This window comes from Afipia sp. GW822-FHT03D08, from assembly GCF_058801645.1.
In genome coordinates this window covers 2,704,170-2,726,398 of sequence record NZ_JBXANK010000001.1, presented here as the reverse complement: position 1 = coordinate 2,726,398, position 22,229 = coordinate 2,704,170, and the positions used below count along the sequence as shown (strand labels likewise).

Annotated in this window: 28 protein-coding genes; 14 read left to right on the top strand and 14 right to left on the bottom strand. The window is 62.1% G+C overall.

Going from position 1 to position 22,229, the window contains the following annotated elements; translation table 11 throughout:
* Positions 1–161 precede the first annotated feature (161 nt).
* The 3 genes from AC1RM7_RS13465 to AC1RM7_RS13455 all read right to left on the bottom strand — a co-directional run bounded on the left by AC1RM7_RS13465 (position 162) and on the right by AC1RM7_RS13455 (position 2,265).
* Entirely contained in the window at positions 162–539 is a 378-nt protein-coding gene (locus AC1RM7_RS13465) for a hypothetical protein (RefSeq protein WP_006023468.1), read from the bottom strand.
* A 136-nt stretch (positions 540–675) separates the two neighbouring features.
* Positions 676–1,410, bottom strand: a complete 735-nt coding sequence (locus AC1RM7_RS13460) for a hypothetical protein (protein WP_006023469.1) — start codon at positions 1,408–1,410, stop codon at positions 676–678.
* 39 nt (positions 1,411–1,449) lie between these two features.
* A complete protein-coding gene (locus tag AC1RM7_RS13455) occupies positions 1,450–2,265 on the bottom strand; it encodes a hypothetical protein (RefSeq protein WP_024921157.1) in 816 nt (271 codons plus the stop codon).
* A 207-nt stretch (positions 2,266–2,472) separates the two neighbouring features.
* On the opposite strand from AC1RM7_RS13455, the gene AC1RM7_RS13450 reads away from it, so the two are divergent.
* A complete protein-coding gene (locus tag AC1RM7_RS13450; protein WP_006023471.1) occupies positions 2,473–3,507 on the top strand; it encodes an aspartate-semialdehyde dehydrogenase in 1,035 nt (344 codons plus the stop codon).
* A 39-nt stretch (positions 3,508–3,546) separates the two neighbouring features.
* Positions 3,547–4,131, top strand: a complete 585-nt coding sequence (locus tag AC1RM7_RS13445; protein WP_006023472.1) for a TIGR00645 family protein — start codon at positions 3,547–3,549, stop codon at positions 4,129–4,131.
* A gap of 17 nt (positions 4,132–4,148) precedes the next feature.
* On the opposite strand, the gene AC1RM7_RS13440 is transcribed toward AC1RM7_RS13445, so the two are convergent.
* Complete coding sequence (locus AC1RM7_RS13440) at positions 4,149–4,802, bottom strand: carbonic anhydrase (RefSeq protein WP_006023473.1); 654 nt, start codon at positions 4,800–4,802, stop codon at positions 4,149–4,151.
* Between the two features lie 263 nt (positions 4,803–5,065).
* On the opposite strand from AC1RM7_RS13440, the gene AC1RM7_RS13435 reads away from it, so the two are divergent.
* Positions 5,066–5,947 carry an HpcH/HpaI aldolase/citrate lyase family protein gene (locus tag AC1RM7_RS13435; protein WP_024921158.1) on the top strand — a complete coding sequence of 294 codons (882 nt, stop codon included), beginning with the start codon at positions 5,066–5,068 and terminating at the stop codon, positions 5,945–5,947.
* Between the two features lie 129 nt (positions 5,948–6,076).
* Here AC1RM7_RS13435 and leuD read toward each other — a convergent pair whose 3' ends face one another.
* Positions 6,077–6,682 (bottom strand): 3-isopropylmalate dehydratase small subunit, encoded by a 606-nt coding sequence (leuD, locus tag AC1RM7_RS13430; protein ID WP_006023475.1) that lies wholly within the window; start codon positions 6,680–6,682, stop codon positions 6,077–6,079.
* Between the two features lie 86 nt (positions 6,683–6,768).
* Between leuD and AC1RM7_RS13425 the strand changes: the two genes are divergently transcribed.
* Positions 6,769–7,008: a hypothetical protein gene (locus AC1RM7_RS13425; protein WP_024921159.1), complete on the top strand. Its 240-nt coding sequence runs from the start codon at positions 6,769–6,771 to the stop codon at positions 7,006–7,008.
* On the opposite strand, the gene AC1RM7_RS13420 is transcribed toward AC1RM7_RS13425, so the two are convergent.
* Complete coding sequence (locus AC1RM7_RS13420; RefSeq protein WP_024921160.1) at positions 7,001–7,399, bottom strand: metallopeptidase family protein; 399 nt, start codon at positions 7,397–7,399, stop codon at positions 7,001–7,003. The genes AC1RM7_RS13425 and AC1RM7_RS13420 overlap by 8 nt on opposite strands.
* Positions 7,400–7,575: 176 nt before the next feature.
* Here AC1RM7_RS13420 and AC1RM7_RS13415 point away from each other — a divergent pair, with 176 nt between their 5' ends.
* The 3 genes from AC1RM7_RS13415 (at position 7,576) to AC1RM7_RS13405 (ending at position 9,016) form a co-directional block, all read left to right on the top strand.
* Positions 7,576–7,881, top strand: coding sequence for a hypothetical protein (locus AC1RM7_RS13415; protein ID WP_024921161.1), 306 nt, complete (start codon positions 7,576–7,578; stop codon positions 7,879–7,881).
* Positions 7,882–8,124: 243 nt separating this feature from the next.
* Positions 8,125–8,394, top strand: coding sequence for a hypothetical protein (locus AC1RM7_RS13410; protein ID WP_051507380.1), 270 nt, complete (start codon positions 8,125–8,127; stop codon positions 8,392–8,394).
* 217 nt (positions 8,395–8,611) lie between these two features.
* On the top strand, positions 8,612–9,016 hold the full coding sequence (locus AC1RM7_RS13405; RefSeq protein ID WP_024921163.1) for a hypothetical protein: 405 nt from the start codon (positions 8,612–8,614) through the stop codon (positions 9,014–9,016).
* A gap of 79 nt (positions 9,017–9,095) precedes the next feature.
* On the opposite strand, the gene leuC is transcribed toward AC1RM7_RS13405, so the two are convergent.
* Complete coding sequence (gene leuC, locus AC1RM7_RS13400; protein ID WP_006023481.1) at positions 9,096–10,508, bottom strand: 3-isopropylmalate dehydratase large subunit; 1,413 nt, start codon at positions 10,506–10,508, stop codon at positions 9,096–9,098.
* A gap of 128 nt (positions 10,509–10,636) precedes the next feature.
* Between leuC and AC1RM7_RS13395 the strand changes: the two genes are divergently transcribed.
* Positions 10,637–11,050 (top strand): VOC family protein, encoded by a 414-nt coding sequence (locus AC1RM7_RS13395; protein ID WP_006023482.1) that lies wholly within the window; start codon positions 10,637–10,639, stop codon positions 11,048–11,050.
* Between the two features lie 79 nt (positions 11,051–11,129).
* Here the strand turns inward: AC1RM7_RS13395 and rplS are convergent, their stop codons facing one another.
* The 5 genes from rplS to ffh all read right to left on the bottom strand — a co-directional run bounded on the left by rplS (position 11,130) and on the right by ffh (position 14,821).
* The gene (rplS, locus tag AC1RM7_RS13390) at positions 11,130–11,513 is read right to left on the bottom strand and encodes a 50S ribosomal protein L19 (RefSeq protein WP_006023483.1); all 384 of its coding nucleotides are present in this window, start codon (positions 11,511–11,513) and stop codon (positions 11,130–11,132) included.
* A 102-nt stretch (positions 11,514–11,615) separates the two neighbouring features.
* A complete protein-coding gene (trmD, locus tag AC1RM7_RS13385; protein WP_024921164.1) occupies positions 11,616–12,356 on the bottom strand; it encodes a tRNA (guanosine(37)-N1)-methyltransferase TrmD in 741 nt (246 codons plus the stop codon).
* A gap of 16 nt (positions 12,357–12,372) precedes the next feature.
* Positions 12,373–12,906: a ribosome maturation factor RimM gene (gene rimM, locus AC1RM7_RS13380; protein ID WP_492837627.1), complete on the bottom strand. Its 534-nt coding sequence runs from the start codon at positions 12,904–12,906 to the stop codon at positions 12,373–12,375.
* A gap of 8 nt (positions 12,907–12,914) precedes the next feature.
* The gene (gene rpsP, locus AC1RM7_RS13375; protein ID WP_006023486.1) at positions 12,915–13,247 is read right to left on the bottom strand and encodes a 30S ribosomal protein S16; all 333 of its coding nucleotides are present in this window, start codon (positions 13,245–13,247) and stop codon (positions 12,915–12,917) included.
* 44 nt (positions 13,248–13,291) lie between these two features.
* Entirely contained in the window at positions 13,292–14,821 is a 1,530-nt protein-coding gene (gene ffh, locus AC1RM7_RS13370) for a signal recognition particle protein (RefSeq protein ID WP_024921165.1), read from the bottom strand.
* Between the two features lie 269 nt (positions 14,822–15,090).
* Between ffh and AC1RM7_RS13365 the strand changes: the two genes are divergently transcribed.
* Complete coding sequence (locus tag AC1RM7_RS13365) at positions 15,091–16,149, top strand: MBL fold metallo-hydrolase (protein ID WP_024921166.1); 1,059 nt, start codon at positions 15,091–15,093, stop codon at positions 16,147–16,149.
* A 6-nt stretch (positions 16,150–16,155) separates the two neighbouring features.
* Here AC1RM7_RS13365 and AC1RM7_RS13360 read toward each other — a convergent pair whose 3' ends face one another.
* Positions 16,156–16,857 carry an SIMPL domain-containing protein gene (locus AC1RM7_RS13360; protein ID WP_006023489.1) on the bottom strand — a complete coding sequence of 234 codons (702 nt, stop codon included), beginning with the start codon at positions 16,855–16,857 and terminating at the stop codon, positions 16,156–16,158.
* A gap of 36 nt (positions 16,858–16,893) precedes the next feature.
* Complete coding sequence (locus AC1RM7_RS13355) at positions 16,894–17,715, bottom strand: GyrI-like domain-containing protein (protein WP_024921167.1); 822 nt, start codon at positions 17,713–17,715, stop codon at positions 16,894–16,896.
* A gap of 163 nt (positions 17,716–17,878) precedes the next feature.
* Here AC1RM7_RS13355 and dapF point away from each other — a divergent pair, with 163 nt between their 5' ends.
* The 5 genes from dapF (at position 17,879) to AC1RM7_RS13330 (ending at position 22,185) form a co-directional block, all read left to right on the top strand.
* Positions 17,879–18,751 carry a diaminopimelate epimerase gene (gene dapF / locus AC1RM7_RS13350; protein WP_024921168.1) on the top strand — a complete coding sequence of 291 codons (873 nt, stop codon included), beginning with the start codon at positions 17,879–17,881 and terminating at the stop codon, positions 18,749–18,751.
* Positions 18,752–18,753: 2 nt separating this feature from the next.
* Positions 18,754–20,004, top strand: a complete 1,251-nt coding sequence (mtaB, locus tag AC1RM7_RS13345) for a tRNA (N(6)-L-threonylcarbamoyladenosine(37)-C(2))-methylthiotransferase MtaB (RefSeq protein WP_024921169.1) — start codon at positions 18,754–18,756, stop codon at positions 20,002–20,004.
* A gap of 161 nt (positions 20,005–20,165) precedes the next feature.
* Positions 20,166–21,143, top strand: coding sequence for a signal peptide peptidase SppA (gene sppA / locus AC1RM7_RS13340; protein WP_006023493.1), 978 nt, complete (start codon positions 20,166–20,168; stop codon positions 21,141–21,143).
* 172 nt (positions 21,144–21,315) lie between these two features.
* Entirely contained in the window at positions 21,316–21,624 is a 309-nt protein-coding gene (locus AC1RM7_RS13335; protein WP_006023494.1) for an integration host factor subunit beta, read from the top strand.
* Positions 21,625–21,777: 153 nt separating this feature from the next.
* Positions 21,778–22,185 (top strand): LapA family protein, encoded by a 408-nt coding sequence (locus tag AC1RM7_RS13330; RefSeq protein ID WP_006023495.1) that lies wholly within the window; start codon positions 21,778–21,780, stop codon positions 22,183–22,185.
* The last annotated feature ends 44 nt before the right edge of the window (positions 22,186–22,229 follow it).

The following is a 22,229-nucleotide window of genomic DNA, read 5'->3' as shown; positions in this document are numbered from 1 at the left end:
AAAAGCGCATCCGCGGGGGGCGGTTCTCCCGGATTGGCCGCAAAACGCCCTGCCACCGTCCCGCCCTTTGGGGCGAGGTTCGTCACCACTTTGCCTTATGCAAATCCGCATAAAAATGCCCGGCTCAGGCCGGGCATTTTGGTGGGGCAAGGTGCCGGAAATCAGTAGAGCGGGAACGGGAACGGTGTGCCGGTGTCCCACTGGTCGCCGAGCGGGCGGCGGCTGGTGTAGAGCCGGTCGATCTGCTGGCCGTAGGAGTAGCCGGGCGGGAAGGCGTAGTCGGTGAACTTGCGCTCGCCGGGCACCACCTCGGTACCGGCATCCAGCCAAGACCGGCGCGTCACGTAAACGCGGGTCCGGCCGCGCTGATAGACGCGGTTCTCCGCCCTGCGCGGTGCGCCGTCATAGGTCGGGTCTTCCACCACGACGCGCTTCCGGGTCTGGGCATCGGCGGCACTAACGCCGAGTCCGGCGGTCGCGATCGCGGCCGTGGCCAGCAAAATCGCCAGTGTTTTGGCGCCCGGGTACTTCAAAGCCATTGAATCCTCGTCACATTCCCAATTGCGTCGCACCATACCCGTTTCCATTGCTCCCCCACAAGGACGAATGGGCCACACTTGCCGGAGGATCGTCACTCCCTTGAGAGATAGGGCGGAAAAGGCGCGATTCCAGCCTTCAGAGCCGGCGGGGCGGGCGCGCCGGGCGGGTGTCGGTGGTTTGCGAGACCGGCTCGGCACTGCAACGTGCCGAACGCTTCATTCCTTCCTCGAAGAAGGTTTGCGCGGCGGCGGTCGGAAGCACACCCTTCAGTGTGATCTTGTCGATCATGCAGGCCAGGGTGTGGAAGTTCGGACGCGCGCCGCTGGCTTCGCAGTACCAGCCCTTGAGATACACGGCGGTGGTGTCGAAGCGGCTGAGATAGGACACGCAGAGCTTGATCTGGCCGTCCGAGTCGATCTGGAAATTCGCGGCGCGGACCGCGCCGAAGCGCGTCTGGAGATCGTAGTAGGTGCTGGAGCCGGTATAGGCCGTGCGCAGCAGCGGCCGCAGGCTCGACATTTCATAAGAATAGTCGCGGACCACCGGCGTATCCGGATTGGCCGGCATGTTCACAACCAGCGTGAAGTCGGTGTTGCGATCGTAAACCTGGCCGTATTGCAGGATTTCCTGCCAGCCCGCGTTGAATCGCGCCGAGTTGGCGGTCGGTGACAGCCTCGTGAGTTCGGGCGAATTGATCTGGAACGATGCCTTGGTGCTCACTCTGGAGGGCTGATCGAAAAAGCTTGTGACGCGGATAACGACCATGCCGATAAGCGCCAGCACGATGGTCCCGACCGCGTAGAAGGAATAGCGTACCATCTTCCCGGCGTAGGTGCCGAAGGTCGAGATATGGTTGTGATCGAAGGACATTTCAAAATTCCCGAGAGGCAATGTTTCCGATTGATCGTCTCAATCCTGTGTGAGCGGGCCGCGTAATTGCGGAGCCTCGCCGGAGACGATCCAGTTTGCGGAAGCAGTGGTCGTCATTGCGTTGCAGGTGTCGCGTTTCAGTTCTGCGCGCGCGAACAGTTCGGCCATCTTCGGATCGTTCCCCGCCGACAGCAGGGTCAGCCGGTTCAGCGTGCAGCCGAGAAATGCCCGCTGCGCGGCCAGCGAATCGGCCTGACAGGACCATCCGCTCACCCTGACGCTTGGGCTGGAAAAGGTTTTCACAAAGCCCAGGCAGTTCTGCCTGGCAGGCAGGGCGGCCCCGCTCAATCGGAGCAGGGAGAGGCGGCCGAATTTGGTGTCCACGAAGCCGGCAGGTTCGACCTCGGCGGCCCGTCCTCCGGCCATCCGGACTGCGACATCGGCATCCGCCGCCGCAAACGCGTCCAGCTCGCCGCCAGGGCGGTAAATCTCGATTTCTGCCGTGGGCGCTTCGCCGGCATGGGCGGCCCAGCGCAGGATGTCCTTGCGGCCGCCTTCGGGGTGCCGCAAAATCTCATAAGCATCTGTTCTGTCGGACAAATCCAGCTTGCTGATGGCAAAAGCCGGATGCGGCCTGCTGGCCTGCGTCCAGCTTGGAAGCACAGGAAGGCCAGCCTCGGCCGCGCCCGGCTCGGTGGACACCAGATCCACGGCAAGGACCGCCAGCACCGCCAGGCCGCAGAAATAGGCCAGGATACGCACCGCGACCGCGCTGCATTCGTCCGCAAAGCTGCGCAGCGCCGGGTGAATTCCTGACATGTTCGGCAGGGGCTGGTCGAGCAGGATCGGGCTCATATCTGACTCGGCGGACGTTCTGTTCCGTTGTGATAACGGGAACGAGCTTCCGCCGTGGTCATGGTCGCGAAGACCGTCCTGCCACTTGACGTCACCTGCCCCCGCAGTTGCTTCTGCGTTGTATTTGGGCCGTTTTTCGCATAGAAGCGCTGCCTCTTCCCTTTCTACAGACAGCGAGGGCGAGCATTTTTCTTCGGAGAGTCAACGATGGGTTACAAGGTTGCGCTAGTTGGAGCGACCGGCAATGTGGGCCGGGAGATGCTCAACATCTTGGACGAACGCAGTTTTCCCGCTGACGAGGTGGTCGCTTTGGCCTCCCGCCGCAGCATGGGCGTCGAAGTGTCCTATGGCGACCGCACCCTGAAATGCAAAGCGCTCGAACATTACGATTTTAGCGATGTCGATATCTGCCTGATGTCGGCCGGCGGCGCGGTGTCCAAGGAATGGTCGCCGAAGATCGCAGCCGCGGGCGCTGTCGTGATCGACAATTCGTCGACGTGGCGGATGGATCCGGACGTTCCGCTGATCGTGCCGGAAGTGAATGCGGATGCGGTCACCGACTTCCGCAAGAAGGGGATCATCGCCAATCCGAACTGTTCGACTGCGCAGCTCGTCGTCGCACTGAAGCCGCTGCATGATGCGGCGAAGATCAGGCGCGTCGTGGTCTCGACCTATCAGTCGGTGTCGGGCGCGGGCAAGGATGCGATGGACGAACTGTTCTCGCAGACCAAGGCCGTCTACACCAACGACGAACTGGTGAACAACAAATTCCCGAAGCGGATCGCCTTCAACGTCATCCCCCAGATCGATGTGTTCATGGAGGATGGCTACACGAAGGAAGAGTGGAAGATGATGGCGGAGACCAAGAAGATTCTTGATCCCAAAATCAAGCTCACCGCCACCTGCGTGCGCGTGCCGGTGTTCGTGGGCCATTCGGAAGCTGTGAACATCGAGTTCGAGAATCCGATCTCCGCCGATGAAGCACGCAACATTCTGCGTACTGCGCCGGGCTGTCTCGTGATCGACAAGCGCGAGCCGGGCGGCTACGTCACGCCGTACGAATCCGCCGGCGAGGACGCCACCTACATCAGCCGCATCCGCGAGGATGCGACGGTGGAGAACGGCCTCGTGCTGTGGTGCGTCTCCGACAACCTGCGCAAGGGCGCCGCGCTGAACGCTGTTCAGATCGCGGAATGCCTGGTCAACCGCAAGCTGTTGCAGCCGAAAAAGAAGGCGGCCTGAGCCGCCTGATGTGAGCAGGAAAACGGGCCGGGCATCAGGATGACAAGCGAGCCATCTGAGCACCGGCCCTCTACTGCGGAATACCGGCCAAATCCAAAGCTGAAGCGTGCGGAGCACGCATTCGAATCCCTGCTGTTCAACAGCCGCTGGCTGATGGCGCCGTTCTATCTCGGCCTCGTCATCAGTCTCCTCGTGCTGCTGTTTAAGTTCGTTGCGCTGCTGGTCGAGTTTATCGCTCACGCCACCCTGGCAAAGGAATCCGACATCATTCTCGGCGTGCTGTCGCTGATCGATGTGTCGCTGACCGGCAATCTGGTTCTGATCGTGGTGTTCTCTGGCTATGAGAATTTCGTCTCGCGGATCGATCCGCGCGGCCATCCCGACTGGCCGGAATGGATGACCAAGGTCGACTTCGCCGGGCTGAAGCAGAAGCTGCTGGCCTCGATCGTCGCGATCTCGGCGATTCAGGTGCTCAAGGCGTTCATGAATATCGATGTGGCATTCGACGCCCAGAAGCTCGCCTGGCTCGCCGGAATCCATCTCGTGTTTGTCGTCTCGACCCTGTTGATCGTGTGGTCGGACAGGCTCGGCGATCACGGGGCGTCGAACAAGGCCGGCCATTAAGCCGGCCTGTGCTCGGCTCAGGACACCAGCGCGCTGTGATAGACGCGGCTGAATTCGTTCGTGCTCTGGTCGACGATGGACAGCGAGCCTTCCGCGACGCCGAAATAGGCGCCGTGAAGCTGCAGCTCGCCGCTCTCGACGCGGTTCTTCACGAACGGAAATGTCATCAGGTTTTCCAGGCTGCGCAGGATCGCCGCCTTTTCAATCCTCGTGACGAATTGCTGCATCGTTTCGTGGTCGCGCTGCGAGACCGTCTCGCCTGGCTTGACGAACATCGACATCCATTTGCCGATGAAGTCGCCGGGGGACAGCGGCGCGCTGTCATCGACAAAAGCGCGAATGCCGCCGCACTGCGCATGCCCCAGCACGACGATGTGCTTTATCTTAAGGACCTGATTGGCATATTCCAGCGCGGCCGAGACGCCGTGGGCGTTGCCGTCAGGCTGGAACACGGGCACGAGATTGGCGACGTTGCGAACGACGAACAGTTCGCCTGGTCCGGCATCGAAAATCACCTCCGGCGAAACGCGGGAATCGCAACAGCCGACCACCATCACCTCGGGGGATTGCCCCTTTTGCGACAATTCACGGTAGCGCGACTGTTCGGTGGGCAGGCGCTGGGTGACAAAAGTCTGGTATCCGGCGAGCAGGTGTTCGGGAAACGGTGACATGGGGAGCCTCGCAAAATCGTCTCAGGTTGGTTCGCTAGTCCGCAACGTTTTCTCGGTCCGCCCGGTCTGTGGACCTGCGAACCAAGCTGGCATCATCATTTTCCAGCGCCCTTTTTGAAATCCAGAGTTCGCCGTGGCGTATGCCGCGAGACCAACTGCGGATTCAGGACACTGGTGGCTAACCTAGGAGAGCAATCCGAACAAGCCTTTCGGGCGCGGGACGGAAATGCTACTCAGGGTGCTTCCCCAATGGAAACCAGACCATGATCCACCCGCGCCGCAGTGTTCTGTTCATGCCCGGCTCGAATGCCCGGGCGCTCGACAAGGCGCGGAACCTTCCCTGCGATGGGGTCATCCTCGACCTTGAGGACTCGGTGGCGCCCGACGCCAAACCGATGGCGCGCGATCAGATCGCGCAAGCTGTCGCCGCGGGAGGCTTCGGCAAGCGTGAGATCATTATCCGCATCAATAATCTCGAGTCGCCATGGTGGGAAGACGATCTGACCATGGCTGCTCATGCCAAGCCTGACGGGATTCTGGTCCCGAAGATTTCCCGTCCGGCAGACATCAAGAGACTGGAGGAGCGCCTTCGCACGCTCAAGGCCGATCCCGGCATCGTGCTGTGGGCGATGATCGAGTCCCCGCTTGGCGTTCTGTCGGCGCAGGAGATTGCCGCAACCGCGCGTGACGGCGACAAGCGTCTTGCCGGATTTGTCATGGGACCGAACGACATCGCGCGCGAGACGCGGATGCGGATGCTGCCGGGCCGCGTCGCCATGCTGCCGCTGTTCGCGCATTGCATTCTCGCGGCGCGGGCCTATGGCCTTGAGATTCTCGACGGTCCCTACAACGACATCAGCGACGTGGCCGGTTTCGCGAAGGAGTGCGCGCAGGGCCGCGACATGGGCTTCGACGGAAAAACGCTGATCCATCCCGGCCAGATCGATGCCGCCAATGCCGCCTACACACCGCCGGCGGAAGAGATTGCCCGCGCGCGCAAGATCATGGGTGTGTTCGATCTACCGGAGAACGCGAACAAGGGCGTGGTTCAGCTTGATGGCCAGATGGTCGAGCGTCTGCACGTCGAGATGGCCAAGCGCACCATTGCGATTGCGGATGCGATTGCCGCGCTGAAGGCGAGCTGAAGTCAGGAACATTGAGATCGTCATGCCCGGGCTTGTCCCGGGCATCCACGTCTTACCTGTCCGAGAAGCCCAAAACGTAGATGGCCGGGACAAGCCCGGCCATGACTTAGTCTATCAATTCGTTTTGAATTACAGCCACGGGCGCTCGGCCTTTTCCTTCGCCTCGAACATGTCGATCGACTTGCCCTTTTCCATGGTCAGGCCGATGTCGTCGAGCCCGTTCAGCATGCAGTGCTTGCGGAAGGGATCGATCTCGAACTTGATCGTGCCGCCGTCGGGGCCGCGGATTTCCTGCTTCTCAAGATCGACCGTCAGCGTGGCGTTGGAGCCGCGGTCGGCGTCGTCGAACAGCTTGTCGAGTTCTTCGTGGCTGACGCGGATCGGCAGGATGCCGTTCTTGAAACAGTTGTTGTAGAAAATGTCGCCGAACGAGGTCGAGATGATGCAGCGGATGCCGAAATCGCCGAGCGCCCATGGCGCGTGCTCGCGGCTCGAGCCGCAACCGAAGTTGTCGCCGGCCACCAGGATCTTCGCCTTACGGTAAGACGGTTTGTTGAGCACGAAATCGGGGTTCTCGCTGCCGTCGTCTTTGTAGCGCTGCTCGGAGAACAGTCCCTTGCCGAGGCCGGTGCGCTTGATGGTCTTGAGATACTGCTTCGGGATGATCATGTCGGTGTCGACGTTGATGATCTTCAGGGGCGCCGCGACGCCTTCGAGTGTCGTAAACTTGTCCATGATGTTCCCGTGAACCGGATGCAATTTGAGCTGTTCTAAATATACCATCATCGCCGTCAAGGCTATGCGCTGAGGGAGGACACATCATGAACGCCATGCGCTGCGGCCGCCTGCCGGAGCTGGTTTTTCTGGCGGGAATGATGGTTTTGCTGATGCCTCTGGGCGACGCTCATGCTGAGATGTGGTGCATACGCGATTTCGGCAGCGACAGGCCCGTCTGCATATTCGCCACGGCGCGGGATTGCACGTCGGCTGCGGTGATCCGGGGCGGCATCTGTGAACGCGAGCCGCTCGTGTCCCGAAAACCGGCGCCACGGATCAGGTGACGGCCGCCTCGATCGCTTCCATGTCGTCATCTGAGAGGCCGAAATGGTGGCCGATCTCATGCACCAGAACATGTGTCACGACATGACCCAGAGTTTCGTCGTGTTCGGCCCAGTAATCGAGGATGGGACGGCGGTAGAGCCAGATCATGTTCGGCATGGGCGCAATATCGCCGCTTGAGCGAAATGGCAGCCCGACCCCCTGGAAGAGACCGAGCAGATCGAATTCGCTCTCGGCCCCCATCTCCTTGAGAACGTCCTCCGTTGGGAAGTCATCGATCTGGATAATCAATCCCTCGCAGAGATCGCGAAAGTGTTTTGGCAGCCGCGCGAAGGCGTCATGCGCGATCGCTTCCATGTCTTCAAGGGTGGGGGATTTTGCAGTTGGCCACATCGCTCCTGTTTAAAGTGCTTGTCCACCGGGGCCAAGGGTTTCGAAGAGCGCTTCAAAGGGGGGTGGCATGACGCTGAACTCCCCCTCAATTTGCGTGTTCATGGTGTTGACGGGCGCGCCTCAATCGGAGACGTTGCCGCCCATAGATTGAACTTATGGATACGGGACGGCGCTTCATGACGCGGGCAAGGATTTCGGCCATTCTGATGGGCCTCTTTGCAGGCCTGATTGTTTGGGCGTTGCCGGGTATGGCGCAGGCTCAATCTGCTTCGACGGCTGTCCATCATGGGCTGACCGCCGAGGAATTTTCCGCGCAGAGCCGTGAGGTCATTCGCCGCACGCCGCGCCGCATCCGGATTTATCGCGGCTCGAACTATCCCGGTCCGAACTCCAAGCGCGTCTGCAATGCGCACTACGAGCAGGAGTATCGCCCGAGCGGAACGGTGATCGTGCCGCGCATGAACTGCTATTGGAGCGGCTGACTTTCGGCGAGCGGTTCAGTTTTTTCTGAATGTGCCGATCGTCGTCGGCGAATACCGTCGCACACAATCCGTCGATACCAGTTGTCATCGTCGCCTGCGGCGCGATGCCGCGAGCAAATCTGTTCATCAATGCGGCGCAGACATTCAGCACGCATTCACATCCTCCTTCTTAGCCTGATGCAAACGAACTTCGGACAGAAACACGCGCCGGAATTCGTTCCAGCTCATGAGGAGAGAGTGTTCATGAAGATGAATGTCAGAACGATTTTTGGTCTCGCAGCCGTCGCCGGGCTGCTTGCGGTTGCGGTGCCCACGGGCGGCGCGCAGGCGCTGTCGCTGATGAATCCGGCTGCGAGTTCATCCGCCAGGCAGGCATCCGAGCCCATGACGATGCAAGTTCATTGGCGTCGGCATCATCACCACCGCTGGCATCGTCACCACGGTTGGCGCCGCCATCACGGCTGGCACCATCACCATGGCTGGCGGCATCATCGTCGCCATCACTGGTATTAAGTTAAAGCTTCGATCACCATGCGGTTTGACCGGAATTGATCAAATCCGCGCGTCATGATCTTGCTCCAAACTCGACGTCATCCTTATTTAGACAGGGCCACCGCTACGGCCCCGTCTGGTTCGCAGGGCCAACGCAGGCCATTGGCGGATGGATGAACGTAAATCGGTGATGCGCGTTATCTTTAACGTGTCGAGCAACGATTGGAGGAGAACTGCAATGAGAAAGCTTGTGGGAGCCGCGGCGGTTGCTGCCGCTCTTTCGATTGCCGGCTGGATGTCGCTTGCACCTGCGAGCGCCGCATCACCGGCCACAACGGCATCGCGTGACGCGCGTCCGGCGGAAGCCCAGCCGACGGATGTCAGCGCGCGCCGCCGCTATTATCGGCGCTATGGCTATTACGGCCCGCGTTACTACAGACCGTACTATCGACCATATTACCGGCCCTACTACAGGCCGTATTACGGCTATGGTTACGGCTATCGTCCGTACTATCGCCCCTATTATTATCGGCCGGCCTATTACCGGCCTTACGGCTACGGCTATCCGTACGGCGGCTATGGATACGGCTATGGCGGTCCCCGTTTCTATGGACCTGGCCTCAGCATCGGCTTCGGCTGGTAAATCCGGTGCCAGCAAAACAAAACAGGCGCTCGAAAGAGCGCCTGTTTTTATTTGACCGGTCGATAGCGATGCGAACGGTTCAGGTCGAATGCCATTCGCGGATATCGACGAAGTGTCCGGCGATCGCAGCGGCCGCGGCCATCGCGGGCGACACCAGATGGGTGCGGCCCTTGAAGCCTTGGCGGCCTTCGAAGTTGCGGTTCGAGGTCGAGGCGCAGCGCTCTTCCGGTGCGAGCTTGTCGGGGTTCATCGCAAGGCACATCGAGCAGCCTGGCTCACGCCACTCAAAACCGGCCTTGATGAAGATCTTGTCGAGACCTTCGGCTTCGGCCTGCTCCTTCACAAGGCCCGAGCCCGGCACGATCATCGCATTGAGGTTGCCGTTGACGGTGTGACCGGCGACGACCTTCGCGGCGGCGCGCAGATCCTCGATGCGTCCGTTGGTGCATGAGCCGATGAAGATGCGGTCGAGCTTGATGTCGGTGATCTTGGTGCCGGGCTTCAGCCCCATGTAGTCGAGCGCGCGCTGCTTGGACAAACGCTTGGCTTCGTCCTCGATCTTGGCAGGATCCGGCACAAAGCCTGAAATCGACACGACGTCCTCAGGCGAGGTGCCCCAGGTCACGATCGGCGGCAGCTTGGCCGCGTCGAGACGAATCTCGTGATCGAAGTGTGCGCCCTCATCGGTGCGCAGCGTATCCCAGTAGCGAAGCCCGGCTTCCCATGCAGCGCCGGTCGGCGCCATCGGACGGCCCTTGAGGAATTCGTAAGCCTTTTCGTCGGGCGCGATGAGGCCGGCGCGCGCGCCGCCTTCGATCGACATGTTGCAGACCGTCATGCGGCCTTCCATCGACAGCGAGCGGATCGCGTCGCCGGCGTATTCCAGCACGTAACCGGTGCCACCCGCGGTGCCGATCTCGCCGATGATGGCAAGGATGATGTCCTTTGCGGTCACGCCGTCCGGCAGCTTGCCGTCGACGGTGGCGCGCATGTTCTTCGCCTTCTTCTGGATCAGCGTCTGGGTGGCGAGCACATGCTCGACCTCGGACGTGCCGATACCATGCGCAAGTGCGCCGAACGCGCCATGCGTCGAGGTATGGCTGTCGCCGCAGACAATCGTCGTGCCGGGCAGCGTGAAGCCCTGCTCCGGACCGATCACGTGCACGATGCCCTGACGCTTGTCGTATTCGTTGAAATATTCGACGCCGAACTCGCGTGCGTTCTCGGCGAGCGTCGCGATCTGTTCGGCGCTTTCCGGATCGGGATTGGGCTTCGAGCGATCGGTGGTCGGAACGTTGTGATCGACCACGGCCAGCGTCTTCTGCGGCGCGCGAACCTTGCGGCCGGTATTGCGCAATCCTTCAAACGCCTGCGGCGATGTGACCTCGTGGACAAGATGGCGGTCGATGTAGAGCAGACAGGTGCCGTCGGGCTGCTCATCAACCAGATGGTCATTCCAGATCTTGTCGTAGAGAGTGGTCGCTTTGGCCATTTTGGGTTGTCCGAATTGGTGTTTGCAGGCCTTTGGGGCCGCTGGTAATCGCCTTCCGCCCTTTTTACTCGCTTAACAGGACAGGGGAAAGTATCCTGACCACATAATAGCCTATGCAGGATCGCACAATGACCGCACGCCCGCCGGTAGCACCCTATCTCACCGTCTCACCTGCCGCCGGAGCGATCGCTTTTTACACTGCGGCGTTCGATGCCAAGCAGAAGGCGCTGATGCCTGCGATGGACGGCCTGCGCATCCTGCACTGCGAACTCGAGATCAACGGCGGCGCGCTGTTTCTCTCCGACGCGTTTCCCGAATTCGGCACCGCGCGCATGCCGCTGCCCGGCGAGCCGGTGACGATGTCGGTCAGTCTCGAATTCGCGACCGCCGACGAAGTCGACGAAGTCTTCTCGCGTGCCACCAAGCTCGGTGCGAAAGGCGAGGTGACACCGACCTATTCGTTCTGGGGCACGCGAACCGCGATCCTGCGCGATCCGTTCGGCCATCGCTGGATCATGAACGGGCCGCTGACGCAGAAGTAGGCGCCGCCGGCTCCGTTACCGAAAATAAAAAAGCGCGGTGATGCACCGCGCTTTTTTTAAATCATCGAAAGTTGCGCGATTACTCGCCCGAAGCAGCCTGACGGTTGTCCTGCTTCTCGACAATGCGCGCCGACTTGCCGCGCAGACCGCGCAGGTAATACAGCTTGGCGCGACGCACCTTGCCGCGGCGCACGAGCTTGATCGAGTCGATCATCGGCGAGTAGATCGGGAACACGCGCTCCACGCCTTCGCCGTACGAAATCTTGCGGACGGTGAAGCTCTCGTGAATGCCGCCGCCGTTGCGGCCGATGCAGACGCCTTCATAGGCCTGCACGCGCGAACGCTCGCCTTCGACAACCTTGACGTTGACGATCACGGTGTCACCCGGTCCGAAATCCGGAATCGTCTTTCCGGCGGAAAGCTTTTCAAGCTGCTCCTTGTCGAGCTCCTGAATGATGTTCATCGCAAAACTCCATCGGCGGCGCGCCCGGAAGGGGCTGCGCGGAAATTCGTATCCAGCATCTGCACGGATTGGCCGGTGCTATACGCCAAAGCCGTCCGGTTGTCACCCTTTTGTCGTGTCTTTTCGTACGCCGGGTGCGATGTTTTGAGTGGCCGTTTGAACGGTCTTGGTCGCCCAAAGGTCCGGCCGCCGGGTTCGGGTCAGGGCTTCGGCCTGCGCCCGCCGCCAGGCCTCGACCTTGGCGTGATCGCCGGACACCAGCACGTCCGGGATGGTCCGGCCCTCAAATTCCTGCGGCCGGGTATACTGGGGGTATTCCAGTAGTCCGTCCGAGAAACTCTCGTCGGTTCCAGAGCTTAGCTTCCCCATCACCCCCGGCAGAAGGCGCACGCAGGCGTCTATGAGGGCCAGGGCAGCGATTTCTCCCCCGGAGAGGACATAGTCCCCCAGAGAGATTTCCTCGAGCCCACGGGCCTCGATGACCCGCTGATCAATCCCCTCGAAGCGCCCGCAGACGATCAGCGGGCCGGGCCCGGAAGCGAGTTCCATGACCGTTTTCTGGGTCAGGGGGGTGCCGCGGGGGCTCATCAGCAGGCGCGGGCGTTCGGGGGCAATCTGGGCAGCATCGATCGCCGCTGCCAGCACATCGGCGCGCAGCACCATGCCGGGGCCGCCCCCGGCCGGGGTGTCATCGACGCTGCGATGCTTGTCGGTGGCGGCGTCGCGAATGTCGCGGGCCTCCAGTGCCCAGACGCCCGATGCCAGCGCCTTGCCCGCAAGGCTGACGCCGAGCGGGCCGGGAAACATTTCCGGAAACAGCGTGAGCACGGTGGCGCGCCACATGGTCGGGTATCCCGGTTCAGATGTCCGCGTCGGACGGAGAATCGCCTTCAATCTCTTGCGGCATCACGATCACCACATGGCCGCCGGCGAGATCCACCGTCGGTACCACCGCAACGGTAAACGGCAGCAGCAATGTCGGCCCCTGCGGCGGCGCGATTTCGATGATGTCGCCGGCGCCGAAATTATGGATCGCGAGCACCTTGCCGATCGCGGTGCCTGCCGGATCGAGCGCGCGCAGTCCGATCAGGTCGGCGTGATAGTATTCGCCTTCGTCCGTCTCGGGCAGCTTGTCGCGGGAAATATAAAGCTCAAGGCCATTGATGCGCTCGGCATCTTCGCGGGTTGTGATGCCCTTGAGCACTGCAACCAGATGGTCCTTGGCAATCCGGGCGCGCACCACTTCAAACTGACGCACGCCGTCTTTGGTCGAGAGCGGCCCGTAATCGATCACCGCCATCGGATCTTCGGTGAACGGCCACAGCCGCACCTCGCCGCGCACACCGTGCGCGGCGCCGATTCTTGCAACGCAGATTTGCGCTGCTTTTGTCATGAGAACGCTTATGCCTTGGCGGCGGCTTCAGCGTTGGCCTTGCGCTCCTTGCGCGGCACGGCCTTCTCGGGGTTCTTGCGCGGCTCACGCTTCTTCACGCCGGCGGCGTCGAGGAAGCGCATCACGCGGTCCGACGGCTGCGCGCCCTTGGCGAGCCAGGCCTTGACCTTGTCCATGTCGAGCTTGAGGCGGGTCTCGTTGTCCTTCGGCAGCAGCGGGTTGAAGTGGCCGAGACGCTCGATGAAGCGGCCATCGCGCGGAAAGCGCGAGTCGGCGACGACGACGTGATAGACCGGACGCTTCTTGGTGCCTGCGCGTGCGAGGCGGATAACGACTGACATTTAGTTCTCCGTTGGTGTGTTTGAATGTCGTGAAAACTGTTCGGCTATTTCTTCTTGCCGATCCCCGGAAATCCGCCGAGGCCCGGCAGTGTTGGTTTTCCAAGAGCCGGCAGGCCTGATGCTGGAAGATTTGGAAAATCTTTCGGCAGCGATGGCACGCCTTGCGGAATTCCGCCCGGCATCTTCGCAGCCAATTCCTTCATCGCGTCGGCTGACGGCATTCCGTTGCCGCCAAAGCCCATCGCCTGCGCCATGCCCGCGAGCGGGCCGCGCTTGCCCTGACCCATGGCCTTCATCATGTCGGCCATGTTCCGGTGCATCTTGAGCAGCTTGTTGACTTCCTCGACCTTGAGGCCAGCGCCGGCGGCAATGCGCTTCTTGCGGCTGGCCTTGAGGATGTCGGGATTTTTGCGCTCTTCGCGCGTCATGGAATCGATCACCGCCATCTGACGCTTCACGACCTTGTCGTCGAGGTTCGCGGCGGCGATCTGGTTCTTCATCTTGGCGATGCCGGGCATCATGCCCATCAGGCCGCCGAGGCCGCCCATGGTCTGCATCTGCTGCAATTGGTCGCGCAGGTCGGCAAGGTCGAACTTGCCCTTGCGCATCTTCTCGGCGACACGCGCGGCCTTCTCGGCGTCGATATGCGCCGCTGCTTTTTCAACGAGCGAGACGACGTCGCCCATGCCGAGAATGCGGCCCGCGATACGCGAGGGATAGAAGTCTTCCAGCGCGTCGGTCTTTTCGCCGGTGCCGATCAGCTTGATCGGCTTGCCGGTGACGGCGCGCATCGAAAGCGCAGCGCCGCCGCGTCCGTCGCCGTCGACGCGGGTCAGCGCAATGCCCGTGAGTCCGACACGCTGATCGAATGCGCGCGCCAGATTGACGGCGTCCTGACCGGTGAGAGAATCGGCGACGAGCAGGATTTCATGCGGTTTCGCGGCGGCTTTCACCTCCGCGGCTTCCGTCATCATCTCTTCGTCGAGGGTGGTGCGGCCCGCGGTGTCGAGCAGCACGATGTCGTAGCCGCCGAGCTTGCCGGCCTGCAACGCACGCTGCGCGATCTGCACCGGCTTCTGGCCTGCCACGATGGGCAGCGTCTCGATGGACAGATCGCGGCCGAGCACGGCGAGCTGTTCCTGCGCGGCGGGGCGATAGACGTCGAGCGACGCCATCAGAACTTTTTTCTTGTCGCGCTGGGTGAATCGGCGCGCCAGCTTCGCGGTGGTGGTGGTTTTGCCGGAGCCCTGCAGGCCGACCATCATGATTGCGACGGGCGCGGGCGCATTGAGGTCGATGAGCTGGTCTTCGGAGCCGAGGGTTGCGACCAGTTCGTCGTGAACGATCTTCACGACCATCTGGCCCGGCGTCACCGACTTGACGACGGTGGCGCCGATCGCCTGCTCGCGCACCCGCTCGGTAAAGGAGCGCACCACTTCGAGCGCGACGTCGGCCTCAAGCAGGGCGCGGCGGATTTCGCGCATGGCGGCATCGACATCGGCCTCCGAAAGCGCGCCGCGCCCCGTCAACCGGTCGAGTATGCCTCCAAGTCGTTCCGACAGATTGTCGAACATCGCGGCCTTACCTGTTGCTCCCGAAGGAGATGAAATTCCAAACACGACTGCGCCCGAGGGCGCACAGCGCTGTCGGGCGTTGGCCTCCGGCATCCGGTGCCGGGCGGCTGGTCGAAAAGAAGATCTTTCCGAGAAGTGCCGGGGTTAAACCGCCCAAAGGCCGAAAAGTCAAGAAAAGACCGAAAAATGCTGATTCTGGGGCGGGTTGCGCTGTACCTTCCGGGAACCTAATTGTTGCCCGGCAGGCCATTTCCGGCCTTTTGGACCCCATGAACGTCACCCGTCGCCGCCTTTTTGGCCTGCTTGCCGGTGCCGCGGTCGCGGTGGGCCTCCCGTCCGTCTGGATTTCCCGCATGAAAACCTATGCCGGCCCGCCCTCCGATCATTTCGACGGAACCTATTTCTTCGACCCCGACGGCTCGCCGCCGAAGAAGCTCTGGGAGGTGCTGCGCTGGCAGATCACCAAGCAGGCGGCAAAATGGCCCGAGCGCGCCCCGTCGCCCTATGCCGATACGCCGCCGCAGCAGGTCAACGGCAGCAAGGTGCGGTTCTCCTATATCGGCCACGCAAGCTGGTTGATCCAGACCGCAGGCCTCAACATTCTGGTCGATCCGGTGTGGTCGGAGCGCGCATCGCCGGTCGCGTTCGCGGGTCCCAAACGCGTCAACGATCCCGGCATCGATTTCGACAAGCTGCCGCCGATCGACGTGGTGCTGGTGTCGCACGGACATTACGATCATCTCGATGCGCGAACCTTGTCACGGCTCGCCGCCAAATTCTCGCCGCGTGTGATCACGCCGCTCGGCAACGATGTGACGATGATGTCGAACGACAGCGCCATCCGCGCCGAAGCGTTCGACTGGAACGAGCGGGTTGAGATCGGCAACGGTGTCGCTGTCACCCTGGTGGCGACACGCCACTGGACCGCGCGCGGACTGTTCGATCGCAACAAGGCGCTGTGGGCGAGTTTCGTGCTGGAGACACCGGCCGGGAAACTCTACCTCGTCGGCGACTCCGGCTACGGCACTGGCACGCACTTTCGCCGCGTTCGCGACGCGCACGGGCCGCTGCGCGCGGCGATCCTGCCGATCGGCGCCTACGAGCCGCGCTGGTTCATGCGCGATCAGCACATGAACCCCGAGGATGCCGTGAAGGCGCTCGCCGATTGCGGAGCCGAGATGGCGCTGGCGCATCATCACGGCACGTTTCAGCTCACGGACGAAGCCATCGACGCGCCGGTCAATGATCTGGCGACGGCGCTCGATGCAGCCGGCGTTGCGCGCGACAGGTTTGTCGCGCTCAAGCCCGGTCAGGTGTTCGAGATTTAGCCGGTTTTACTGGGCTTTCGGTTTGAGCTCGTAAGACACGCTCACCGAGACACGCAGCGTTTCCTGGCCCTGCGCCACTGGCGCGGACGCGGCCATATCTGCCGCCATCTTGCGATACGGCACAGGACCCGGCGCGGTTTCTTCCGAGATGCTGATCGGCGCGCCGAGCGAGATGTTGGCGGCCTTTGCATAGATTTCAGCCTTGCGCCGTGCGTCCGCGATGGCCTCGGAGCGCGCGTCGTCCAGCAGTTTCGACGCCTTCGACACCATGAAGCTGATGCCGCTGATCTCGTTGGCGCCGGAGCCTACCAGCACGTCGATAGTATCCGCGACCTTGGCGATGTCGCGAATGGTCACGGTGACGCGATTGCTGGCGCGATAACCGGTGATCTGGAATGGCGCGTTGGGATTGCGGCCCGGTGTGCTCTGCGGCGACAGCGACAGGCGCGAGGTTTGAATGTCCTTTTCGGCGATGCCAGCGTTTTTCAGCGCCTGCAGGACGCCGCCCATCGCCTTGTTGTTCGCCTCAGAAGCCTCGCGCGCGGTCTTGGCTTCGGTGGTCACGCCGCTGTCGATCTGCGCCAGATCCGGCGGCACGGAGATCGAGGCTTCGCCGGTGACGGAGACCGTCGGCGGCAGAGACTGTCCGAACGCGGACGATGCCATGGTGGCGATGGCGATCGCGGCGATAACGGTGCGGGCACGCATTTATGAAACTCCAGTTTTTTATTTGAGCGGCAAGTTTTACTTGAGCGGGACGTAGACGTTGATGACAAGGTTGTCTTCGGTCGTCGTCAATGGATCGATGACGTACTCCTCGATGAACGTGTCCTTGGCCTCCAGTTTCTTTTCGTCGAGGTGGTTGGTGATCGCCTCATAGGTATTGTCCATGTTGTCGTACGAACCGCGATGGACAAATTTCAGCGTCGGGCCTTCGGGCGACGTGCCGATGCTCATGCCCTTGGCGAGGTTCTTCGGATCCTGTTCGACCGGAATTTCGGCCTGATAGGTGAAGCCCGCATCGTCGGTCGAGGTGTAGACGATCAGCGACGATCCCGCGGGCTTGATGCCCTGCTTGTCCAAAAAGCCCGATAGCGTTTTCAGGGACCCGACCAGCGTCTCGAACGCATTGTCCCAGGTCGCGCTGCCTCGCAGGATCACGACTTTCTTCGCGGTCAAAGTCTGCTGCTCGCCGAAAGGATCGGCAGTTTTCACATTCGGCACGGCGGGTGCCGCGGGAGCCTCTGCCGCGGGAGGCGGAGGCGTTGCCGGCGCAGCGGGTGTTTGCGCAGTCGCCGGCGGAGTGTCTGCGGCTGGCGCTGGCGGAGATGCCGGGGTTGCCGTTGAGGCGGGCGCCGCAGGCGCGGCCGGAGCTGTTGTCTCAGGCGCTGCCGGTGCAGCCGACGGCGCTGGAGCCGGGGACGCCGGAGGGACCGCCGTGGCCGCGGTGTTGGACGGGGGTGACTGGACCGGACCCGTAACCGACCCCATCGGCAGCTTGAACCAGACTGCTGCCGCGACGACCAGCGCCATGGCGACCAAAACGGTTACGCGGGTATTCGTCATTCATGGTCTCCGAAGCGTCAGCGGGGTAAATGTTGTCCGGCGGCGAAGCGGACACAGGTTACCACGAACCGCTCGGAACTGGCATGCGTTCCAAACTGGGCAATCGCGAGGCAGCACCGATGCTCTGGTCAAGTCGCCTGTCATTCGCCATATAGCGGGGATCATGAGCACGCTCGCCAACCATAGCTTTGCCAAGATGAACGGCATCGGCAACGAGATCGTCGTTGTCGATCTGCGCGATTCTGCCGCGACCATTACCCCCGATGAGGCGCGGGCCGTCGCGTCACCCGCGGGCGTGCCCTACGACCAGTTGATGGTGCTGCATGCGCCGCGCGTTCAGGGCACCAGTGCTTTCATCCGTATTTACAACAATGACGGCTCGGAAGCCGCGGCCTGCGGCAACGGCATGCGCTGCGTCGCGCGGCAGGTGTTCGAGGAAACCGGCAAGAACGCACTGACCTTTGAGACCCGCGCGGGCTTGTTGAATTGCTGGCAGGGTCCGTCGCCCGATCTTTATACCGTCGACATGGGTGTGCCGAAGTTCGGCTGGCAGGACATTCCGCTGGCCGAGGAATTCCGCGACACCCGCTACATCGAATTGCAGATCGGGCCGATCGACGCGCCGATCCTGCATTCGCCGTCCGTGGTCAGCATGGGCAATCCTCACGCAATCTTCTGGGTCGAGGATATCCATGCCTACGACCTCGAACGGTTCGGACCGCTGCTCGAAAATCACCCGATCTTTCCGGATCGCGCCAACATCACGCTCGCGCACATTGTCGACCGCGATCATATCGTGATGCGGACATGGGAGCGCGGCGCGGGCCTGACCAAGGCCTGCGGCTCAGCGGCTTGCGCAACGGCGGTGGCTGCGGCGCGGCTTAAGCGGACCGGGCGCACCGTTCACATGACGCTGCCCGGCGGCGACCTCACCATCGAATGGCGTGCGCAGGACGATCACGTCCTGATGACCGGCCCCGCTGCGTTCGAGTTCGAAGGCCGCTTCGATCCGGCGCTGTTCGCCAACGTTGCTTAAAGATGGCCGTCGATGTCGTCACCTTCGGCTGCCGGCTGAACGCATTCGAGTCGGAGGTGATGCGGCGCGAGGCGGAGAGCGCGGGACTTCAGGACACCGTCGTCGTCAACACCTGCGCCGTGACCAACGAAGCCGTCGCGCAGGCGCGCCAAACCATCCGCAAACTCCGGCGTGAGCGGCCCGATGCGCGCATCGTCGTCACCGGCTGCGCGGCGCAGACCCAGACCGCGATGTTTGCGGAGATGGACGAAGTCGACCGGGTGCTGGGCAACGACGACAAGATGCACGCAGCGGCATGGCGCGATACCCGCATGGCATTCGAGGGTGGCGGCAAGAAAATCGCCGTCTCGGACATCATGGCGGTTACCGAAATGGCCCCGCATCTGGTTGCCGGGTTTCAGGCAGGATTGCCGCGCGTGTTCGTGCAGGTACAGAACGGCTGCGATCATCGCTGCACCTTCTGCATCATCCCCTACGGCCGCGGCAATTCGCGGTCGGTTGCCATGGGCGTGGTGGTCGATCAGGTCCGCGCGTTGACGGAGGCCGGGCATGCCGAGGTCGTGCTGACCGGCGTCGATCTCACGAGCTATGGCGCGGATCTGCCGGGCGCTCCGAAACTCGGGACGCTGACGAAGCAGATCCTGAAGCATGTGCCGGACGTGAAGCGGCTGCGCATTTCGTCGATCGATTCCATCGAGGCGGATCGCGATCTGCTCGACGTTATCGCAACGGACGAGCGGCTGATGCCGCATCTGCATCTGTCATTGCAGGCCGGCGACGATCTCATTCTTAAGCGCATGAAAAGGCGGCACACGCGCGCCGATGCCATTGCGTTCTGCGAGCAGGTGCGGCGATTGCGGCCGGACATCGCTTTCGGCGCGGATATCATCGCGGGCTTTCCGACCGAAACCGATGAGATGTTTGCGCGGTCGCAGGCGCTTGTCGACGAATGCGGGCTTACCTTCCTGCATGTGTTTCCGTATTCGCCGCGTCCCGGTACGCCGGCGGCGCGGATGCCGCAGGTCAATGGCCGTGTCATCAAGGATCGCGCCGCGCGTCTGCGGGCGAGCGGGGAGACTGCGCTGCGGCGCAGGCTTGCGTCGGAGGTGGGAGCCACCCGCCATGTACTGATCGAGAGCGCGACTCAGGGGCGCACCGAGCATTTCGTGCCGGTCGCGATTGCAGACGGCGTGCAGGGTCATGTGCAGGCACTCAGGATCGCCGGTCACGACGGCGAGCGGCTGCTCACATAATGTCCGCGCGCAACCGCGCGCTTGTTGGCTTCAATTTACATCGCAATTGATGTAATGAAGTAACCACGTCTCAAGGCTGCACTCGCAAAAGCGCGGGATAACTTTCCTGCTGGCCGCCTTCGTGGTCTTTGCAAAATACGGTTTGCCCGAGGAGAAATTCCATGTCGCTCGATTCCGATGTGATCGTTGATCGCCGCCGCATTCGCCGCAAGCTGACGTTCTGGCGTGTGGTGGCTGCGCTGGGCGTGATTGCCGCGGTGGTTGCCGTCGGTGTGCTGGCCTCGCCGGCGAGCCGTGCGATTACCGGATCGAGCGCGATCGCGCGCGTGAAGATCGACGGACTGATTCGCAGCGATCAGACCCGCGTCGAGGCGCTCGAGCGGCTGGAAAAATCATCGGCCGCCGCTGTCATTGTGCATATCAATTCGCCGGGCGGCACGACGGCGGGCTCCGAGCAGCTTTTCGATGCGCTGATGCGCCTGAAGGCGAAGAAGCCGATGGTTGTGGTGGTGGAGGGGCTCGCTGCATCGGGCGGATACATCGCCGCACTGGCGTCGGACCAGATCATTGCTCAGCAGACGTCGCTGGTCGGCTCGATCGGCGTGCTGTTTCAGATTCCGAATGTGTCCGATCTTCTCAAGACCGTCGGCGTGAAGGTTGAAGAGGTGAAGTCGTCGCCGCTCAAGGCCGCGCCGAATGGTTATGAGCCGACCAGTCCGGAGGCGCGTGCTGCGCTCGATGCGCTCGTGAAGGATTCCTACGCCTGGTTCCGCGGACTGGTGAAGGATCGGCGCAATATGGATGACGCGACATTGCAGACCGTGGCCGATGGCCGTGTGTTCACGGGCCGTCAGGCGGTCGATCTGAAGCTAGTGGATCAGCTCGGCGATGAGAAAACCGCGGTGGCATGGCTCGTCGCACAAAAGAAGGTCGGCGCGGATGTTCCCGTGAAGGATTTCAAGCTCGCGCCGCGCTTTGGCGACATGACATTCCTGCGGGCAACTGCGGCTGTCGCGCTCGATGCGGTCGGGCTTGGAGCGATTTCGCGCCAGCTTGAGCAATCCGGCGTGACCCAGGCGGTCGACCGCTTCGGTCTCGATGGCATGCTGGCGCTGTGGCAGCCGTCATCGTCGAATTGACTGTCATGAATCCGGTTTCAGCCGTTCTTCGCCGCATTGCGGTTGCCGCTGAAACAACGAAACTGGACGTTTGTCACGCGATTTAGCCTTGTCACACTTTGAATTAGCGACTTGACAGTTCAAGGCTTTTTCACGGAAATGTCTATCCGCACGTTACGGGCACAGCATCATAATGATCAAATCAGAACTCGTTCAGCGCATCGCCGAGCATAACCCGCACCTCTATCAGCGGGATGTCGAGAACATCGTGAACGCAATTCTCGACGAAATCGTTGCAGCGCTCGCACGCGGTGACCGCGTCGAACTGCGCGGTTTTGGGGCTTTTTCGGTCAAGCATCGCCCTGCGCGCGCGGGCCGCAATCCGCGTACCGGCGCGCACGTTCCCGTCGAGCAGAAGAGCGTGCCGTTCTTCAAGACCGGCAAGGAAATGCGTGAGCGGCTGAACCGCGATAACGCAGGGGATCCGGCGGCGGCGACCTGAGCCGGCCGGTCCGTACAATCGTTCTAAGGCGGTTGCTTCCGTTTCTTCGAACCGCCGGGATGTTCCGCGTCTGTATTTCCGTTCGCAATTGCGCAACCGACCGGCAGCGGGAATGATGCAGACTTGCGAACGGCCACTCTGGGAGAGCCCACCATGCTCCGCAAGATTTTCAACGCCCTGGTGATCCTGCCGCTTGCGATCCTGTTTGTTGTGTTCGCCGTCGCCAATCGCCACGTCGTCACCCTCTCATTCGACCCCTTCAATTCCAGCGATCCGGCGCTGGGCGTCTCGCTGCCGCTGTTCGTCGTCATCATCGCCGTTGCTATTTTTGGGGTGATCGCCGGAGGCATCGCGACCTGGTTCGGTCAGCATCGCTGGCGCCGGGCGGCCCGGCAGCATGAGGCAGATGCGCGCCATGCCCGCGCCGAACTGGCTGAAATGCGCGAGCGGCTGCTGGCCTCGTCGCGAAACGGCGAAAGCCAGGTTCCGGTCGGCGCCAGCCCCGGCCTGACCCCCTCTTACCTGGTCATCGGGCGAGACAAGCAGGGCGCGGCGTTGTAGAACCCGCCCGACTGTTCCAAAGCCTGTTTTCCGGCCGCCGATCT

Coding starts and splice junctions, on each gene's coding strand:
- rplS (WP_006023483.1), bottom strand. CDS start 11,513: ATGAACATCATTCAGGAGCTCGACAAGGAGCAGCTTGAAAAGCTTTCC.
- AC1RM7_RS13415 (WP_024921161.1), top strand. CDS start 7,576: ATGACGCGGGCAAGGATTTCGGCCATTCTGATGGGCCTCTTTGCAGGC.
- AC1RM7_RS13355 (WP_024921167.1), bottom strand. CDS start 17,715: ATGACGAATACCCGCGTAACCGTTTTGGTCGCCATGGCGCTGGTCGTC.
- leuD (WP_006023475.1), bottom strand. CDS start 6,682: ATGGACAAGTTTACGACACTCGAAGGCGTCGCGGCGCCCCTGAAGATC.
- leuC (WP_006023481.1), bottom strand. CDS start 10,508: ATGGCCAAAGCGACCACTCTCTACGACAAGATCTGGAATGACCATCTG.
- AC1RM7_RS13445 (WP_006023472.1), top strand. CDS start 3,547: ATGACAAGCGAGCCATCTGAGCACCGGCCCTCTACTGCGGAATACCGG.
- AC1RM7_RS13420 (WP_024921160.1), bottom strand. CDS start 7,399: ATGTGGCCAACTGCAAAATCCCCCACCCTTGAAGACATGGAAGCGATC.
- ffh (WP_024921165.1), bottom strand. CDS start 14,821: ATGTTCGACAATCTGTCGGAACGACTTGGAGGCATACTCGACCGGTTG.
- AC1RM7_RS13450 (WP_006023471.1), top strand. CDS start 2,473: ATGGGTTACAAGGTTGCGCTAGTTGGAGCGACCGGCAATGTGGGCCGG.
- AC1RM7_RS13435 (WP_024921158.1), top strand. CDS start 5,066: ATGATCCACCCGCGCCGCAGTGTTCTGTTCATGCCCGGCTCGAATGCC.
- AC1RM7_RS13395 (WP_006023482.1), top strand. CDS start 10,637: ATGACCGCACGCCCGCCGGTAGCACCCTATCTCACCGTCTCACCTGCC.
- AC1RM7_RS13425 (WP_024921159.1), top strand. CDS start 6,769: ATGAACGCCATGCGCTGCGGCCGCCTGCCGGAGCTGGTTTTTCTGGCG.
- AC1RM7_RS13460 (WP_006023469.1), bottom strand. CDS start 1,410: ATGTCCTTCGATCACAACCATATCTCGACCTTCGGCACCTACGCCGGG.
- AC1RM7_RS13360 (WP_006023489.1), bottom strand. CDS start 16,857: ATGCGTGCCCGCACCGTTATCGCCGCGATCGCCATCGCCACCATGGCA.
- AC1RM7_RS13440 (WP_006023473.1), bottom strand. CDS start 4,802: ATGTCACCGTTTCCCGAACACCTGCTCGCCGGATACCAGACTTTTGTC.
- AC1RM7_RS13405 (WP_024921163.1), top strand. CDS start 8,612: ATGAGAAAGCTTGTGGGAGCCGCGGCGGTTGCTGCCGCTCTTTCGATT.
- AC1RM7_RS13335 (WP_006023494.1), top strand. CDS start 21,316: ATGATCAAATCAGAACTCGTTCAGCGCATCGCCGAGCATAACCCGCAC.
- dapF (WP_024921168.1), top strand. CDS start 17,879: ATGAGCACGCTCGCCAACCATAGCTTTGCCAAGATGAACGGCATCGGC.
- rimM (WP_492837627.1), bottom strand. CDS start 12,906: ATGACAAAAGCAGCGCAAATCTGCGTTGCAAGAATCGGCGCCGCGCAC.
- AC1RM7_RS13410 (WP_051507380.1), top strand. CDS start 8,125: ATGAAGATGAATGTCAGAACGATTTTTGGTCTCGCAGCCGTCGCCGGG.
- trmD (WP_024921164.1), bottom strand. CDS start 12,356: ATGTGGCGCGCCACCGTGCTCACGCTGTTTCCGGAAATGTTTCCCGGC.
- mtaB (WP_024921169.1), top strand. CDS start 18,754: ATGGCCGTCGATGTCGTCACCTTCGGCTGCCGGCTGAACGCATTCGAG.
- AC1RM7_RS13330 (WP_006023495.1), top strand. CDS start 21,778: ATGCTCCGCAAGATTTTCAACGCCCTGGTGATCCTGCCGCTTGCGATC.
- AC1RM7_RS13455 (WP_024921157.1), bottom strand. CDS start 2,265: ATGAGCCCGATCCTGCTCGACCAGCCCCTGCCGAACATGTCAGGAATT.
- AC1RM7_RS13465 (WP_006023468.1), bottom strand. CDS start 539: ATGGCTTTGAAGTACCCGGGCGCCAAAACACTGGCGATTTTGCTGGCC.
- sppA (WP_006023493.1), top strand. CDS start 20,166: ATGTCGCTCGATTCCGATGTGATCGTTGATCGCCGCCGCATTCGCCGC.
- AC1RM7_RS13365 (WP_024921166.1), top strand. CDS start 15,091: ATGAACGTCACCCGTCGCCGCCTTTTTGGCCTGCTTGCCGGTGCCGCG.
- rpsP (WP_006023486.1), bottom strand. CDS start 13,247: ATGTCAGTCGTTATCCGCCTCGCACGCGCAGGCACCAAGAAGCGTCCG.